The 16,597-nt window shown below is 69.3% G+C and carries 12 protein-coding genes and 1 pseudogene; all 13 read right to left on the bottom strand.

Annotated features, from left to right (window positions below; genetic code table 11):
* Positions 1-93: 93 nt before the first annotated feature.
* Positions 94-2,169, bottom strand: a complete 2,076-nt coding sequence (locus OG841_RS30485) for a hypothetical protein (protein ID WP_365115198.1) — start codon at positions 2,167-2,169, stop codon at positions 94-96.
* Positions 2,170-2,299: 130 nt separating this feature from the next.
* A complete protein-coding gene (locus OG841_RS30480) occupies positions 2,300-3,799 on the bottom strand; it encodes a bifunctional cytidylyltransferase/SDR family oxidoreductase (protein WP_326668470.1) in 1,500 nt (499 codons plus the stop codon).
* Between the two features lie 144 nt (positions 3,800-3,943).
* Positions 3,944-5,138 (bottom strand): annotated as a pseudogene (locus OG841_RS30475) (hypothetical protein).
* An 89-nt stretch (positions 5,139-5,227) separates the two neighbouring features.
* A complete protein-coding gene (locus tag OG841_RS30470; RefSeq protein WP_371567291.1) occupies positions 5,228-6,778 on the bottom strand; it encodes an alkaline phosphatase D family protein in 1,551 nt (516 codons plus the stop codon).
* A gap of 200 nt (positions 6,779-6,978) precedes the next feature.
* Positions 6,979-8,499: an FG-GAP and VCBS repeat-containing protein gene (locus OG841_RS30465; protein ID WP_328638591.1), complete on the bottom strand. Its 1,521-nt coding sequence runs from the start codon at positions 8,497-8,499 to the stop codon at positions 6,979-6,981.
* Positions 8,500-8,602: 103 nt separating this feature from the next.
* Positions 8,603-10,039: a GTPase ObgE gene (gene obgE / locus OG841_RS30460; RefSeq protein ID WP_328638592.1), complete on the bottom strand. Its 1,437-nt coding sequence runs from the start codon at positions 10,037-10,039 to the stop codon at positions 8,603-8,605.
* Between the two features lie 105 nt (positions 10,040-10,144).
* On the bottom strand, positions 10,145-10,399 hold the full coding sequence (gene rpmA, locus OG841_RS30455) for a 50S ribosomal protein L27 (RefSeq protein ID WP_057615924.1): 255 nt from the start codon (positions 10,397-10,399) through the stop codon (positions 10,145-10,147).
* A gap of 14 nt (positions 10,400-10,413) precedes the next feature.
* Entirely contained in the window at positions 10,414-10,734 is a 321-nt protein-coding gene (gene rplU, locus OG841_RS30450) for a 50S ribosomal protein L21 (RefSeq protein ID WP_030601628.1), read from the bottom strand.
* Between the two features lie 208 nt (positions 10,735-10,942).
* The gene (rfbC, locus tag OG841_RS30445; RefSeq protein WP_328638593.1) at positions 10,943-11,545 is read right to left on the bottom strand and encodes a dTDP-4-dehydrorhamnose 3,5-epimerase; all 603 of its coding nucleotides are present in this window, start codon (positions 11,543-11,545) and stop codon (positions 10,943-10,945) included.
* A 9-nt stretch (positions 11,546-11,554) separates the two neighbouring features.
* A complete protein-coding gene (locus OG841_RS30440) occupies positions 11,555-13,555 on the bottom strand; it encodes a glycosyltransferase family 2 protein (protein WP_328638594.1) in 2,001 nt (666 codons plus the stop codon).
* Positions 13,552-14,448, bottom strand: coding sequence for a dTDP-4-dehydrorhamnose reductase (gene rfbD / locus OG841_RS30435; RefSeq protein ID WP_328638595.1), 897 nt, complete (start codon positions 14,446-14,448; stop codon positions 13,552-13,554). Before rfbD ends, OG841_RS30440 begins: the two co-directional genes overlap by 4 nt.
* Positions 14,445-15,431, bottom strand: coding sequence for a dTDP-glucose 4,6-dehydratase (rfbB, locus tag OG841_RS30430; protein ID WP_069758982.1), 987 nt, complete (start codon positions 15,429-15,431; stop codon positions 14,445-14,447). The genes rfbD and rfbB overlap by 4 nt, the downstream gene beginning before the upstream one ends.
* Positions 15,428-16,495 carry a glucose-1-phosphate thymidylyltransferase gene (locus OG841_RS30425; RefSeq protein ID WP_365115187.1) on the bottom strand — a complete coding sequence of 356 codons (1,068 nt, stop codon included), beginning with the start codon at positions 16,493-16,495 and terminating at the stop codon, positions 15,428-15,430. The genes rfbB and OG841_RS30425 overlap by 4 nt, the downstream gene beginning before the upstream one ends.
* Between the last annotated feature and the right edge of the window lie 102 nt (positions 16,496-16,597).

Genomic DNA, 16,597 nt, shown 5'->3' with positions numbered 1-16,597 from the left:
GATTGGGTTGCATCCGGCACTGGGACATACGCAGGAAGGGCCCGGGTTTCGGGATCACTCCGAAATCCGGGCCCTTTCTTTACGAAGGGGAGGTCAGGCCTTGGTCGTGGCCTCCGCCGCCGATGCCGCCGCCCGTGACTCCTGGCCGACATTGCGCGCTTCGGCCTTGATCGCGAGGTTCGCCACCGCGGTGTTGAACTGCTCGATGGACGTGGGCTCGTCCGGTCCGAGCAGGTACTGCTTGAGCTCCACCCGGTCCTCGGCCATCGGGTCGGCCGCCGGATCGCGGACCGCCTCGAGCAGCTCGCCCAGCTCGGCGGCGCTGTTGGACAGGATCGTGGCGGCCCGCACGGCGGTGTTCTGCCGCTTGAACTCCTCCGCACCCACCACGGCGGAGTCCGTCACCGCGTACGGCTTGCCGCTCGCGATGAAGTCGGAGACCACGCTGGAGATGTCGGAGACCATCGCGTCGGAGACGTTGAAGCAGTCGTACAGCCGCGGCTCGGCGCCGGTGACCACCCGGTGCTCCCACACCGGGAAGGAGCGCCAGTACGCGTCGTTCCACTCGCCGCGCAGACGGGCGATCTCCTCGTACTTGGCCACGTCGACGACGCCGTCACGGCTCGCCTCGGCCTCGTCGCCCTTGTCGCCGCCGTTGCCGGCGAGGACGGCGAGGCGGGCCTCGATCCGGGCGAGCTCGGCCTTGGCGGCGGCCTGGGCGGCGGCGTCGGCCTGGAAGCGGGGGTCGGCGGCGCGCTCGGTGGCGGCCTTCTCGATCAGCGCGGTGACCTTCTGGTGCGCGGCGCCCGCCTTGGCGAGGACCGTGCCGGTGAACGGGTGCGGCTTGTAGAGGACACGCACCGGCGGGTCGGCCTTCAGCAGCTTCTTCACGATGTTCTCGCCGGCCAGCATGAGCGAGGTGTTGCCTGGGTCGCCGTCCCAGCCTTCCCAGGTGGGGGCGTAGAGCACGGTCGGACAGTTTCCGTCAGCGGCTCCGCCGCGGATGCCTTCCGGCGACCCCTGCCCCTTCTGGATCGGCGCCAGCTGCGGGCGGCCCACCTCGACGATGTCCTCGTCGCGGACACCCACGTCGGCGATGGCGTAGCGGTCGCGGCCCGCCCGGCCCGCGGTCCACACCTCGTCGTACGCCTTGCTGAACGGGTTGACGCTCGCCAGCTTGTCGCTGTCCCCGTGGCCGATGAAGACGTGCTTCATGGTGGGGACGCGCAGCAGGTGGATGTTCTTGCCGACGTTCGCCGCGTACAGCGCGACCCGCACCGTGGACAGGTCCATGTTCATCAGGTGCACCCCTCCGGGCACGCAGATGACGGGGACCGTGGTGGGCGCGAGGTTCTGCAGGATGACGCGCTCACGCAGGATGATCAGCGGCCTGGAGTCCAGCTGCTCCATGGTCTCCAGCCACATGTTGACCTGGTAGGCGGAGTCCTTGGAACCGGAGAAGTACAGCACGGTCTCCGGCCGGTAGTCGCGCAGCCAGTCGTCGACCTTGGCGAGGATCTTGTCGGCGTTCGGCGGGACCTTCTTGCCGCGTACGTACGGCATCAGCGCCAGGACGTAGAGCGTGCCCAGGACTATCGTCACGCCGATGCCGATGAAGCCCGGCAGCGCCCAGTCCATCGCGGCGGCGACGAGTATGCCGACCACGGCCGCGAGGTCGAGGTGCAGCATCTTCTCGGCCGACCGGTTCAGCAGACCCATCCGCGGGGCGTCCGGGATGCGGACCCGGGAGGCCAGGTCGACGTTGCGGGTGGCGACCGGCAGCCGGCGGCGGTTGCGGATCAGGGTGACCAGCGCGCCGTGCGGGGCCTGGAGGCCGTAGAACGCGATGAAGCAGGCGGTGGCCCCGTAGAAGATCAGGTTGTCGGAGAGGTCGAGCCGGGCCAGCAGCAGGATCAGCAGGAGCTGTCTGATCAGGAAGCGGATCGACAGTCCGGCGCGCACCTTGCTGAGGCGGTTGATCAGATAACTGCCCTGGCGGTGCAGATAGTGGTCCGCAAGGTACGTGACGGCGGTCGCGGCCGCGAAGGCGGGGACGCTCGGGACGAGCGCGGCCACCATTATGGCGGGGAAACCCGCCAGCATGAGGACCGCCGCGGCCAGCTCGGCCGCGCTGCCCACCCGGGCGACGCGAATAGCGGTGCTTATCACTGAAAACCTGCTCTGGGAGGGATGCCGGTTGTTTACGAATTAACGGTGCTTAAGGCTTCAGGCCCCTGTGAATGCACCAGGAACGGGCAGCCACAGAGGCCTGAATTTACCGAAAACTAATTGGCCTTGATTATGCCACGCCGTCCTGACGGTCCAGGACACTGGCCAGCGCGGCCTCGAAGCCGGAGGCCTGGCCCGCGGAGGCCGTCGGGTCCTGCTGGCGGACGTCGATGACATGCCCGGTCAGCTCGGAGAGCAGCACGTCGAGCGAGGTGCGGGCCACCGCCTCGGAGGACAGCAGGCTGCCCGCGGGCTCCTGGCCGAAGGCCTTGGTGCGCATGGGCGTGGCGGTGCGCTCGGGGTTGATGCAGTTCACCCGGACGCCGTCACCCGCCCATTCGTCGGACAGGGCCTGCGTCAGGTTGACCATCGCCGCCTTGGTCGAGGAGTACAGGCTGTACTCGGCGCGGCCGCGGGTGTAGCTGCTGGAGGTGTACAGCAGCAGCTGGCCCTTGGTCTCCGCCAGGTACTTGTACGAGGAGCGCGCGATCTGCACCGGCGCCAGGTAGTTGACCTTCAGCGCCTCCTCGATGGTGGCGTTGTCGGTCTCCGCCAGCTTGCCGATGCGCAGCACGCCGGCGGTGTTGACGACGTAGTCGATGCGCCCGGTCTCGGCGTACGCCTTGGACAGCGCGTCGTCGACCTCCTCCGGGTTCTCGACGTGGGTGCCGGTGGTGGAGCGGCCGAGCGCGTACACCTTGGCGCCGTAGGACTCGGCGAGTTCGCCGATGTCCTTGCCGATGCCGTAGGAGCCGCCGAAGACGACGAAGGTCTTGCCGGTGAGCAGCTCGCGGTAGGCCTCGTCGCTCACCTGCTCGGGAGCCGCGGTCGAGGCGAGCTGGAAGAGCTTGTCGGCGATGAAGACGTCGACGGGCTGGGTGACCTTCATGTTGTACTCGTCACCCGCGACGACGTGGATCGGCACGTCCGGCAGGTACTTGAGCACGACCGAACAGTCGTCCGTGGCCTGGAAGTTGGGGTCCCCGGCGGCGACCTCGTAGGCGCGCTTGATGGTGGACAGCTTGAAGGCCTGCGGGGTCTGGCCGCGGCGCAGCCGGGAGCGGTCCGGGATCTCGGTGATGAACTCGCCGTCCAGGCCGTGGGTGCGCGTCACGATGATGGTGTCCGCGGACGGGATGGCGACGTCGACGGCCTGGAAGCGCTCCAGGGCGACCACGCAGTCGTCGATCACGCGGCGCGAGAGCAGCGGGCGCACGGCGTCGTGGAACAGGACGTTGAGGTCCTCGCCCTCGGCCAGGCCCTCGCCGAGGGCCGCGATGGCGCGCTCGGTGGTCTCGTTCCGGGTGGCGCCACCCTCGATGATCTTCTTGACCTTCCGGAAGCCGGCCTTGGCCACGATCTTCTCTATGTCCGGAACATAACCCGGCGCCATCAGCACGATGATGTCGTCGATGGAGTCGGCCTTCTCGAAGGTGGTCAGAGTGTGCTCGATGACTGCCTTGCCGGCGATCTTCAGCAGCTGCTTGGGGATCGAGAGACCCACGCGCTGACCGGTACCACCGGCCAGGATCACTGCGGTGGTACGGGGCTTGGCGATGTGCTGGGACACAGAAGACCTACCTCGGGGCGACAGGGAACGGGGAAATGGTCCCACTTGCGGTTACCGCTGTGCAAGGTGACCGCCCTTCACTGCATATGTACGCGCTACCTGTCATTCATCTTGCACTGCCAGTAACGACGATCGTGCCGGAGTTCAGCGGCAGCGCAGCTTCTTCAGGCACCGGTGTCCGAGTACCCGCATGAGTTCCCTCGACGACGTCTGGTGCACCGTGCGCGCCTTGACGGGCGAGGTGTGCCGCCCCGGCGACTCGGCCGCCGCGGCGAGCGCCCCGTACAGCGCCCGCGCCGCCACCTCGGGCGCCATCCGCGGGGCGGGGACCGCATCGAGGACAGGCGCCTTCGGTACGGCGGACAGGAGCCCGGGGTCACCGACGATCCGCACACCCAGGTCACCGATACGCCCTGCCATCTCGGCGCCGATCTCGGCGGCTGCCTCCACGGCCCACTCGGGAGTGAGGATCTTCACGTCTTCGGGCGATGGGCTGCACGCGTTCTTCATATGCATGACCGCGCCGTTGCGGACGAGCTTGGAATACAACTCGTCCGGCAGTCCATTGCCGCGGAATTCCTTGTTAAGATTCCGCAGCATTTCGGTCTCGGCGAGAGTAAGAGAGCGATTCGCCGCATCCGGAACGGGCTGGAGGAGATTCTCGGGCAACCCGAGGAGTTGTTCGAAAGTGCGCATCAGACCCTCGCGGTCGCGGTCGTCGACCACGACGACGGTGATCCGCTCCGCACCGACCGCCCGGGCCCAGCGCCGACGAGCCGGTCGTGCCGGTGGCGGCGCCAGAAGCTGGGGTTGGGCTGCTCGTACGGCGCCTTCCTCAGCATGTGGGTGAGCCAGTCCTCGTAGCCCATGCGCAGGCCGTTCTGCACGTACTGCTGCCACTCTGCGAGGGCATGATCCGCACCAGCGGCCGCAGCGTGACCAGTACGTGCACGCCCTCCCCGCCGAGCTGCTCGACGATCCGCGCGATCGTGTCGTCGTCCTCGGCGTCGGCGAAGAACTCGCTGCTGATCACCGAGGTCTTCCCGCCGGTGGCCCCGACCTGGTCCAGCAGCCGCGTCCAGTGCTTCTCGGTGGGCGCGGTGTCGCCGAGCATCGCGGGCCTCGCGCACGCGGCCAGGGCGGCTTCCATGGGGTGTCTGCTGTGCGCCGGGAACACGACGCCGTGCCTGGGCAGCAGGCCCTTCGCCGCGAACAGCGCGCCCTGGATGGCGGTCGTGCCGGTCTTGTGGGGGCCGATGTGCAGCAGGCTGGTGCCGGCGGGCAGCGGAGCGGTCACGCCGTTCACCGGAAGGTCGTCACTCGTACAGTCCGTCTCCATAGTCAGAGGACGGTAAGAGAAGTGCCTGAGTGTGACCTGAGAGGAGCGTGGGACTGTGATGAAGGCCATGCCCCTCTCAGGGAACGTCCTCACACCACATGGACTCCGGGCTTGCCCGCGTCCACCCGGAGCTGCGCCAGCGTGCTGGGCGTCGCGTGCGGCCCGACCACCGTGTCCACGACCCGGACCTGGGCGTCGATGCCGTGCCGGTCGATGTCGAAGAGGTGGTAGCCGCGGTGGGCGTCGATGACCTTCCAGTGCGGGTTGTCGGCCTTCAGCGGGTCCCACTGGGCGTGGAAGGCGGCCTGGTCCTGGTCACCGTTGCTGGAGATGGACGTCCCGACGAACTCGGCGCCGACCACCCGGGAGGACGGGTCGGCGTAGTCCTCCTTGAGGTCGCTGATCATCGTGAGGTGACGGTCGCCCGAGAGCACGACCGGGTTGCGCACACTTCTGAACTCCTCCAGGAGCGCGTTGCGTTCGACCTGGTAGCCGTCCCAGGCGTCGTAGTACCAGAGCTTGCCCTCGCCGAGCAGGATGTCGGTCTCGGCCATCATGATCTGCGAGGCGATGACGTTCCAGCGGGCCGGGGAGTCGTGCAGCCCGTCCAGGAGCCACTGCTTCTGCTCGGCGCCGAGCATGGTGAGCGAGGGATCCTGGGCGGCCGCCTGACCGGTGACCTGGTCGCTGCGGAACTGCCGGGTGTCGAGCAGGTTCAGCCGGACCAGACGTCCGAACTCCAGACGCCGGTACATCTGGATGTGCGGGCCGTCCGGGAAGGCCGTGGCACGGACCGGCATGTGCTCGTAGTACGCCTGGAAGGCCGCGGTCATCCGGGCCACGAACGCGTCGTGCGGCTGCTTGTCGGGGTCCTGCGGGATCTCGCCGGCCCAGTCGTTGTCGACCTCGTGGTCGTCGAAGGTGACCACCCAGGGCGTGCTCGCGTGGATCTCGGCGAGGTCCGGGTCGGTGCGGTACTGGGCGTACCGGTTGCGGTACTGGACGAGGGTGTACGGCTCCCCCGTGCCCTCGTGTCGGCGCGGACCCGCCGACGACGGCGCCGACTCGTAGATGTAGTCGCCGACGAACAGCACGACGTCGGGGTCCTGGTCCAGCATGTCGGCGTACGGCGTGAAGTAGCCGTTCTGCCAGTTCTGGCAGGAGGCGAGCGCGACCCGGAGGCTGCCACCGGAGCTGTGCCGGGCAGGGGCGGTGCGGGTGCGGCCGGTGCGCGAGAGCTGGCCGTCGGCGCGGAAGCGGTACCAGTACGTGCGGCCCGCGCGCAGCCCCCGCACATCGACGTGAACGCTGTGTCCGAACGCGGGCATGGCCTGGGCGGTGCCCCGGCGGACGACCTTTCTGAAACGCTGGTCCTCGGCGAGTTCCCAATCCACCGGCACCACCCTGTCGGGCATACCCCCGCCGTTCAGCGGGTCCGGGGCGAGCCGGGTCCACAGCACGATGCCGTCCGGCAACGGGTCACCGGAGGACACACCGAGGCTGAACACCCCGTCGGGCAGCGGGGTCTCCGCCGCTCGCGCGGTGCCCGGCACCCACAGCTGGGCGGAGGCGGCGGCGCCGAGCACGGCGGCGCCTGCGGTCAGAAAGCGGCGTCGGCCGGGTGATGCTGCTCCGTACATAGCGAACTCCCTTGCGTCGCTGACCTCTTGGACACCCTTGAAGCTCACGCTTCGGGGGGATCCGTGCGTTGAACCAGAGTGTTCGCGTGCATGACAAATAGGTAGACAACAGAAGAGCCGTTGCGACTCGGGTATCACATGATGAACGTGATCCCGGCGCAACGGCCTTCAGGACACTGCCGACTGACGATCTTTTGGGTTTAGTTGGCGAAGCCCGAGCCCAGACGGGCCTTCGCGGCGGTCGTACCGAGCAGGGTGTGGCCGAAGGTGAACGTTCCGTTCGGCCCCAGGATGGTGGCCGGAAGCGGCACACCGCCAGGCGACACGACGTACTCCCCCCGGGAGCGGAAGGACCACACGGACCCCGCGCCCGCGTTCTCGCCGGGAGCGCCGACCGCGACGTCGGCCAGTCCGTCGCCGTTCGCGTCACCCACATGGACGGCCCCGCCGAAGGCGTCGCCCTTCTCGGCGGTACCCGGCACGCCTGTGCTGTTCTGCGTGACCACCTGGTGGGAGCCGGCACCGGTCAGCCCGTCGGCCCGGCCGCTGAGCACGACGACGGACCCCGCGTCGGGCCAGGCGTCCGGGTCGGTGGGGGTGCCCAGGTCCTCGCCGGGCACCCCGGTGACCACGTCGAGGTACCCGTCGCCGTCGACGTCGGCGAGCTGGACGTCGGTCCCGAAGCCGTCGCCCTTCTCGGCGGTGCCGGGCACGCCGGGGTTGTCCTGGTTGACGAACTGGGCCGACACACCGTCAGGAGCGCCCGAGGTGCCGGGTATCCAGGTGACACGGCCGCCCTTCGCGCGGTAGGTGTCCCCGTCGCTCTCGTAGCCTTCGACGGTCCGGCCCACCACGATGTCGGCATAGCCGTCCCGGTTCACGTCCCCGACCGCGAGGTTCTCGCCACCCTGGAGCCCGGCGCCGTCGATGTCGTAGACGAGGGTGTAGGGCGTGAGGCCGTCCTTGGTGCCCCACCAGTACGCGATCCGCCGGGAGTCGAACGTGTCGGTGCCGTTCTCGGCGGCCACGACATCCGTGATCCCGTCGCCGTTGAGGTCGCCGACGTCGAGGTCGAGGACGCGACTGTCGTACCTGTCCTTCACCACCCGGCGTTCCCCGGTGGCCGAGCCACCGCGGGTGAAGGGGCCGCCGGTCGCCACCAGGTCGTGCTGGTTCACCACGGTCAGCAGGTCGCTCGCGCCGTCCCCGTCGACGTCGCCCGCCGCGAGGTGCCCCTGGGCGCCCAGCCGGTCGTGGGCCGCGCCGGAGGCGAGGGTGGCACCGCCCGCCAGACCGCGGGCACCGCCCCAGACGACCTGCACCCGGCCGGAACCACCGTCCTCGCCGCCCACGCCCACGATCAGGTCGGTGTATCCGTCCCGGTCCAGGTCGGCGGTGGTGAGCGCGCTGCCGAACCGGTCGCCCGCCTCGGCGGTGCCCGGTATCCCCGCGCTGTTCTGGCTGAACACCTGCTTCGTGGAGGTCTTCAGGCCGCTCGCCGAGCCGTACAGCACGCCGACGAACCCGGCCTTCGCCCTCCCCGCGACGGTCCCGTCGGGCGCGGCCACCGCGAGGTCCGCGTAGCCGTCCCCGTTGAAGTCGTCCCGCGCCTGGTGAGGGGCGGCACCCGCGGCACCCGCGGCGGCGGGCAGGGCGACGACCCCGCCGAGCGCCAGGGCGACGGCGAGCCCCGTGCGCCACCCTCTTCGTTGTACGCGCATGCCGCATCCCCCTCCTGTGACGGTCGTACGGATTGCCCCGTACGACTCACAGGAAGGGCGGTTGGTTGTCCTTCGGTAGGCCGGGACGTCGCCCGGCGTTCACTCAGAACGGCTCGAAGTCGTCGAACTCCTGGGTCGCCTCGTCCCGTTCGGCCTGCTTGTCGCGGCGGCGCTGGGCGGCGGGCCGGGGTGCCTCGAAGCGGTGGTCCTCGCCGCGCCGGCCGAGCATCTCGGCGCCGGCCATGACGGTCGGCTCCCAGTCGAAGACGACCGCGTTGTCCTCGGGGCCGATGGCGACGCCGTCGCCCGAGCGGGCGCCCGCCTTCATCAACTGCTCTTCCACACCGAGGCGGTTGAGGCGGTCGGCGAGGTAGCCGACGGCCTCGTCGTTGCTGAAGTCGGTCTGCCGCACCCAGCGCTCCGGCTTCTCGCCGCGCACCCGGTACAGCCCGTCCTCCTCGCGCACCACGGTGAAGCCCGCGTCGTCCACGGCCTTGGGCCGGATGACGATCCGGGTCGCCTCCTCCTTGGGCTTGGCGGCCCGCGCCTTGCCGACCAGCTCGGCGAGCCCGAAGGACAGCTCCTTCAGCCCCATGTGGGCGACGGCGGACACCTCGAAGACGCGGTAGCCGCGCGCCTCCAGATCCGGCCGCACCATCTCGGCGAGGTCCTTGCCGTCCGGTACGTCGATCTTGTTCAGGACGACGATGCGGGGACGGTTGTCGAGGCCGCCGTACTCCCTGAGCTCCGCCTCGATGATGTCGAGGTCGGAGACCGGGTCGCGGTCGGACTCCAGCGTGGCGGTGTCCAGGACGTGGACGAGGACACTGCAGCGCTCCACGTGCCGCAGGAACTCCAGGCCCAGGCCCTTGCCCTGGCTGGCGCCCGGGATCAGGCCCGGCACGTCGGCGATGGTGTAGACGGTCGAGCCGGCGGTCACCACGCCCAGGTTCGGGACCAGCGTGGTGAAGGGGTAGTCGGCGATCTTCGGCTTGGCCGCGCTCAGCACCGAGATCAGCGAGGACTTGCCCGCGCTCGGGTAGCCGACCAGCGCCACGTCGGCGACGGTCTTGAGCTCCAGGACGATGTCCTGGAGATCTCCCGGCACGCCGAGCAGCGCGAACCCGGGGGCCTTGCGGCGGGCGGAGGCCAGCGCCGCGTTGCCGAGGCCGCCGCGGCCGCCCTGGGCGGCGACGTAGGAGGTGCCGTGCCCGACCATGTCGGCGAGGACGTTGCCCTGCCGGTCGAGAACGACGGTGCCGTCCGGTACCGGCAGGACCAGGTCCTGGCCGTCCTTGCCGGAGCGGTTGCCGCCCTCGCCGGGCTTGCCGTTGGTGGCCTTGCGGTGCGGGGAGTGGTGGTAGTCGAGCAGCGTGGTGACGGACTGGTCGACGGTGAGGATCACGTCACCGCCACGCCCCCCGTTCCCGCCGTCCGGGCCGCCGAGCGGCTTGAACTTCTCACGGTGGACGGAGGCACAGCCGTGACCTCCGTTACCCGCGGCGACATGCAGTTCGACGCGGTCCACGAAGGTGGTCATGGTTCGGTGCCTCCAAAAACGTCACGAGTACTACTGGCTTAACACGCGAAAGGCGGACCCGCCTTCCCACCAGGGAAGTGAGGTCCGCCTCGCGAAAGTTTCCGATCAGGCGACCGGAACGATGTTCACGACCTTGCGGCCACGGCTGGTGCCGAACTGCACCGAACCGGCCTCGAGGGCGAACAGCGTGTCGTCGCCGCCACGGCCGACGCCCGCGCCGGGGTGGAAGTGGGTGCCGCGCTGGCGGACCAGGATCTCGCCCGCGTTGACGACCTGACCACCGAAACGCTTCACGCCAAGGCGCTGAGCGTTGGAGTCACGACCGTTACGGGTGGACGATGCGCCCTTCTTGTGTGCCATCTCTCCTCAGTCCCTTACTTCGCAGCCGCGGGGATCTCAGTGACCTTGATCGCCGTGTACTGCTGGCGGTGGCCCTGACGACGGCGGTAGCCGGTCTTGTTCTTGTAGCGAAGGATGTCGATCTTGACGCCCTTGTGGTGGTCCACGACCTCGGCCTGGACCTTGATGCCGGCCAGCACCCACGGGTCGCTGGTGACAGCCTCGCCGTCGACAACGAGCAGGGTCGAGAGCTCGACCGTGTCGCCAACCTTGGCAGTGGAAATCTTGTCAACCTCAACGATGTCGCCGACAGCAACCTTGTGCTGGCGACCACCGCTGCGCACGATGGCGTACACGCGGATCTCACTCTCTCGCTCGGGAACGGCACCCCCGCAGTCCAGCCGCCCGGCAGAGCGAGCGGCCTCTCCCGGCCAGAACAGCGACCCGAGAGGAAGAGGTTTACGGGGATGTGGCGTGTCACCAGTGGACACGCCGACGCTCCAGGTTACGGGGCCACGGCCGAACGGGTCAAACCGGGCCCCGCCTCACTTCAAACCCGCGGGTTCAGGAACCGAGGGAGCCGAGGCTCTCCCGGTAGGCCACGCACTCCTCGTAGGAGGGCAGCAGCCCCTGCTCGCGGGCCTCGGCCAGGGTGGGCGCCTGCTCGTCCTTGGGAGAGAGCAGCGGGGCGACCCCCTCGGGCCACTCGATGCCGATCTCCGGGTCGAGCGGGTGGATGCCGTGCTCGCGCTCGGGTGCGTACCCCTCCGAGCAGAGGTAGACCACGGTGGCGTCGTCGGTCAGCGCCATGAACCCGTGGCCGAGTCCCTCGGAGAGATAGACGGCGTGGTGGTCCTGGTCGTCCAGGCGGACGATCTCCCACTGGCCGAAGGTCGGCGAGCCGGTCCGGATGTCCACGATCACGTCGAGGATCGCGCCGCGCACGCACTTGACGTACTTGGCCTGCCCGGGCGGCACGTCGGCGAAGTGGATGCCGCGCAGGGTGCCCCGGCTGGAGACGGACATGTTGGCCTGGGCCAGGCCGAGCGGGTGGCCCGCGGCCTCCGCGAAGACCGGGGCCTTGAACCACTCGTGGAAGCTGCCCCGGCCGTCGGGGAAGACCTTCGGCTCGAACACCCAGGCACCGGAGATCGAAAGGGGTCGCATCGCGGGGTCTCAGCCCTTCTTCTGGTTGGTCAGGGCGCGCTTGATACGCCCGGCGGCGCGGCGCCACAGCGGGCGCGGCGCGGCCGCCTTCTTCTTCGGGGCGCCGGCAGCGGCCTTCTTCGTGGCCGGCGGGGTGTGCCGGTCGATCACCGTGGCGGTGCCGTCGGCGGCGACCACCACGTCGACCGGGAGCCGGGTCCACTTGCGCTCACCGCGAGCGGCGGACGGCACGCCGACGCGGACCGCCCAGCGCATGCCGGTGAGCTGCTCCAGCGGCAGTTCGGCGGTGAGGACACCGTCGGCGACCGTGGCGTCCGCGGGGTACTTGCCGACGTTCTTGCGCTCGAAGCGGAGCTGAACCGGTTCGCCGCCGTCCACCGCGCGGTGCAGTGGCAGCGGGAGCCGGACCGTGGCGCCGTCGACCGAGGCCGCGGCGGGAGCCATACGGGCCACCGCCTCGCCCTCCAGCTTGCCGGTGTGCTGGTCGACGTCGAGCGAGAGGTTGCCGGGACCGTCGGTCCAGTACGGCAGCACCAGGCGCACCGCGTCACCGACGAGCGCGGCGCTTCGGCCGGCCTCGACGTCCGCGCCGCGCACCGCGCCGAGCCGGGTCTCCTTGCTCCAGCCGCAGGACTTGATTCTGAGGTGCAGATCCCAGATGCCCTTGTCGAGCGGAGCCCCGGAGGCCGCGGTCTCGGGGTCGAGCTCGGCGCGGGCGGAGATCCGCTGCCGGAAGACACCGTCCCCGGCCTCCACCTCGTGCAGCTCACTCTTGACGGGGAGGTAGAACTGCCGGGCGTCCTCGCGGTGCCGGACCACCAGGTCCACGTCGCTCTTGGCCAGCGGGGCGTCCAGCGCGATGCCCCGGTCGTCGAGCGCCTTGAGAGCGTCGTCGGACAGCGGCAGACCGAGCAGCCGTCGCTCGCCCTCGCGGCGGAAGGTCATCGGCTCGTCGCCGAAGTGCAGTTCGGAGTCGAACCCGACGCGCAGGGTGCCGTCCTGCCACTCCAGCGAGGTGAGCTCGCCGGTGGGCTTGATCGCGGCCTCCCACTCGGCGAGCGTCCGGATGTCCTGGTAGCGGTCGGCGAAGATCAGCCCGGCGACGACCTTCTGCGTGAGGCCGAGACGGGCGACGACACCCGGTCCGAAGCGCTCGGTGACCACCTTGTGGATCTCGGTGTACAGCTCCTCGGCGTAGTCCTCGGGGAGCTTGAGGAGGCGCTTGCCGCGCAGCCGCTCGACCATCTCGTTGCGCAGCCAGCGGCTGAACAGCTTGTCGCGCAGCGCGCCGGGCTCGGTCAGCGACTCGACGACGTCGAGGGCCTCGCGCAGGTTGCCGAAGTAGCCGACCGGGTCGAAGCGCTGGAAGCCGGCGTTGGAGCCGTCGTCACGGGTGATGTGGTAGTAGCACAGGTAGTCGCCGAGGACGGAGACGTTCTTCGCGCGCAGATAGGTCTCCACGACGAAGACGTGGTCCTCGAGGCGGCGGCGACCCTCCTTGAAGCGGATCCCGTGCTCGTTCAGGAACTCCCGCCGGAACATCTTGTGCGGGGTGAGGCTGTCGATCAGCGGCGCGTTCGCCACGGTGGCACGCGGCCGGTTGACCCGGAACAGCTCCTGCGGGACCGGCCGTCCGATGCCCGCCATCTTTCCCACGACGACGTCGGCCTCGTTGGCCTTGCCGTAGTCGTACATCCGCTCCAGGGCCTCGTCGCCGAGCCAGTCGTCGTGGTCGACGAACATGACGTACTCGCCCTGGGCCGCGTCGATGCCGGTGTTGCGGGGCCTGCCCGACCAGCCGGAGGACTCCTGGTGGATGACGTGGAAGTGCGGGTGCTCGGCGGCGAGCTGGTCCAGGCGGGCCGGGGTCTCGTCGGTGGAGCCGTCGTTGACGAAGAAGACCTCGAACTCGTCCGGGGTGAGGCTCTGTCGCAGCAGGCCCGTGATGCAGTCCTCGACGTATTTGCCGGGGTTGTAGACCGCGATGACGACGCTGACCTTGACCGTCACGCCGTGTTCTCCTTCAGATGGACCCGGTGGATCTCCGGGAAGGCCTCGGTGAGAGCCGTGCGCCAGTCGCGCAGCGGCTCGATGCCGGCCTGGGCGAACCGGTCGTGACCGAGGACGCTGTAGGCGGGACGGGGGGCGGGGCGTACGAACGCGTCGCTCGTGGTGGGGCGGACCCGGTCCGGGTCGGTGCCGAGCAGGCGGAAGATCTCCTGGGTGAAGCCGTGCCAGGTGGTCTCGCCGGAGTTGGTGCCGTGGTAGACGCCGGCCGGGGCGGTGCCGGCCAGGGCTCCGAGGCCCAACTCGACCAGCAGGCCCGCCAGATCGGCGCTCCAGGTGGGCTGACCGCGCTGGTCGTCGACGACGTCGAGGGTGTCCTTGACGCCCTCCAGCTTGATCATCGTACGGACGAAGTTGGGGCCGCCGGTGCCGTACAGCCAGGCGGTGCGGACGACGTAGCCGCGCTCGATCCCGAGCACGGCTTTCTCGCCGGCCAGCTTGGTGCGGCCGTAGGCGCTGCGGGGCGCGGTGGCGGCGTCCTCCGCGTACGGCTCCTGGGCGTCCCCGGCGAAGACGTAGTCCGTGGAGACGTGCAGCAGAACTGCCCCGGTGCGGGCGCAGGCCTCGGCGAGATTGCGCGGCCCGTCGCCGTTGATGGCGAGCGCCTCGTCCTCACGGGTCTCGGCGTCGTCGACGGCCGTCCAGGCGGCGCAGTTGACGACCACGGCGGGCCGGTGCTCGTCCAGCGCCGCGCTCACGGCGCCGGCGTCGGTGAGGTCCAGCGCCTTGCGGTCGAGGGCGACATACCGCTCCCCCGCCTGCGCCAGCCGGGCCAGGACGTCCTGGCCCAGCATGCCGCCCGCGCCCGTGACCAGCCAGGTGCGGTTGTCGCTCACAGCGCGGCCCGCTCCTTCAGCGGCTCCCACCAGGCGCGGTTGTCGCGGTACCACTGCACGGTCTCGGCGAGGCCCTGCTCGAAGCTCTTGCGGGGCTCGTAGCCGAGCTCCTCGCGGATCTTCGTGCAGTCGACGGAGTAGCGGCGGTCGTGGCCCTTGCGGTCCTCGACGTACTCGACGCTGGTCTCCCAGTCGGCGCCGCACGCCTTCAGAAGCAGACCGGTGAGCTCCTTGTTGGAGAGCTCGGTGCCGCCGCCGATGTTGTAGACCTCACCGGCGCGGCCCTTGGTGCGCACCAGCTCGATGCCCTGGACGTGGTCGTCGATGTGCAGCCAGTCGCGGACGTTGCCGCCGTCGCCGTACAACGGGACCTTCTTGCCGTCGAGAAGGTTGGTCACGAAGAGCGGGATGACCTTCTCGGGGAAGTGGTGGTGCCCGTAGTTGTTGGAGCAACGGGTCACGCGCACGTCCAGGCCGTGGGTGCGGTGGTACGACAGCGCGATCAGGTCGCTGGACGCCTTCGCCGAGGAGTACGGCGAGTTGGGCTCCAGCGGGTGCGTCTCGGGCCAGGAACCCTCGTCGATCGAGCCGTAGACCTCGTCGGTGGAGATGTGCACGAAGGTCTTGATGCCCGCGCGGTGGGCCGCGTCGATGAGGGTGTGGGTGCCGACCACGTTGGTGCGCACGAACTCCGCGCCACCGTCGATGGAACGGTCGACGTGCGACTCGGCGGCGAAGTGGACGACCTGGTCGTGCTCGGCCATCAGCTTGCCGACCAGCTCGGGGTCGCAGATGTCGCCCTGCACGAAGGCGAAGCCCGGGTGCTCGCGCACCTCGTCGAGGTTGGCCGGGTTGCCCGCGTAGGTCAGCTTGTCGAGGACGGTGACGGCGATGTCACCGGGGCCCTCGGGGCCGAGCACGGTACGGACGTAGTGCGAGCCGATGAAGCCGGCACCGCCGGTCACCAGAATCCGAGTGGTCATGAAGAGATCTGCACCTTGCTGTGATCACCGAGCACGAGCCGGTGTGCCTTGGGGTTACGGGGCGCGGGCGTGACCTCGACGTCACGTCCGATGAGCGAGGCCTCCACACGGCGCACGCCGGTCACGGACGAGCCGCGCAGCACGATGGAGTACTCGATTTCGCTGTCCTCGATCCGGCAGTCCTCGGAGACGGACGTGAACGGACCGACGTAGGCGTCGTTGACCACCGTGCCGGCACCGATGATGGCAGGACCGACGATACGACTGCCACGGACGCTGGCACCCGCCTCGATCCGGACCCGGCCGATGATCTCGCTGCTCTCGTCGACCGTGCCCTCGTTCACCGGGTCGACGGTCTCCAGAACCGACCGGTTGACCTCCAGCATGTCGGTGACGTTGCCGGTGTCCTTCCAGTAGCCGGAGATGGTCGTGGAGCGGACGTCACGCTTCTGGTCGATCAGCCACTGGATCGCGTGGGTGATCTCCAGCTCGCCGCGCCAGGACGGCTCGATGGAGCGGACGGCCTCGTGGATGGCCGGGGTGAAGAGGTAGACACCGACGAGTGCCAGGTCGCTCTTGGGCTGCTTCGGCTTCTCCTCCAGGCCCACCACCCGGCCGTCGCCGTCGAGCTCGGCGACACCGAAGGAGGTGGGGTTGGGGACCCGGGTCAGCAGGATCTGCGCCTCGGGCCGCTCGGCGCGGAACTCGTCCACCAGACCGGTGATGCCGCCGACGATGAAGTTGTCGCCGAGGTACATGACGAAGTCCTCGTCACCGAGGAACTCCTGCGCGATGAGGACGGCATGGGCGAGGCCCAGCGGCGCTTCCTGCGGGATGTAGGTGACCTTGATCCCGAACTGGGAACCGTCACCGACCGCCTCACGGATCTCGTCCGCGGTGTCGCCGACGACGATGCCGACCTCGCTGATCCCGGCCTCGGCGATCGCCTCCAGGCCGTAGAACAGCACGGGCTTGTTGGCGACCGGCACCAACTGCTTGGCGGACGTGTGGGTGATCGGGCGGAGGCGGGTGCCCGCTCCCCCGGAGAGCACGAGAGCCTTCACGAAAATCCCTATTTGTCTAAATTAAGCGTCAATCTCGGCTCACATCATAACCCTGGGGACAGGCCCGGGATTCACCAGCCATTCACATGATCGATCACCGGT

The sequence above is a fragment of the Streptomyces canus genome, assembly GCF_041435015.1.
Classification (GTDB): Bacteria; Actinomycetota; Actinomycetes; order Streptomycetales; family Streptomycetaceae; genus Streptomyces; species Streptomyces canus_G.
Note: the sequence above shows the minus strand (reverse complement) of the source record. Positions and strands in the feature narration are given on the sequence as shown.

Coding starts and splice junctions, on each gene's coding strand:
- OG841_RS30470 (WP_371567291.1), bottom strand. CDS start 6,778: ATGTACGGAGCAGCATCACCCGGCCGACGCCGCTTTCTGACCGCAGGC.
- OG841_RS30465 (WP_328638591.1), bottom strand. CDS start 8,499: ATGCGCGTACAACGAAGAGGGTGGCGCACGGGGCTCGCCGTCGCCCTG.
- obgE (WP_328638592.1), bottom strand. CDS start 10,039: ATGACCACCTTCGTGGACCGCGTCGAACTGCATGTCGCCGCGGGTAAC.
- rpmA (WP_057615924.1), bottom strand. CDS start 10,399: ATGGCACACAAGAAGGGCGCATCGTCCACCCGTAACGGTCGTGACTCC.
- rfbC (WP_328638593.1), bottom strand. CDS start 11,545: ATGCGACCCCTTTCGATCTCCGGTGCCTGGGTGTTCGAGCCGAAGGTC.
- rfbB (WP_069758982.1), bottom strand. CDS start 15,431: ATGACCACTCGGATTCTGGTGACCGGCGGTGCCGGCTTCATCGGCTCG.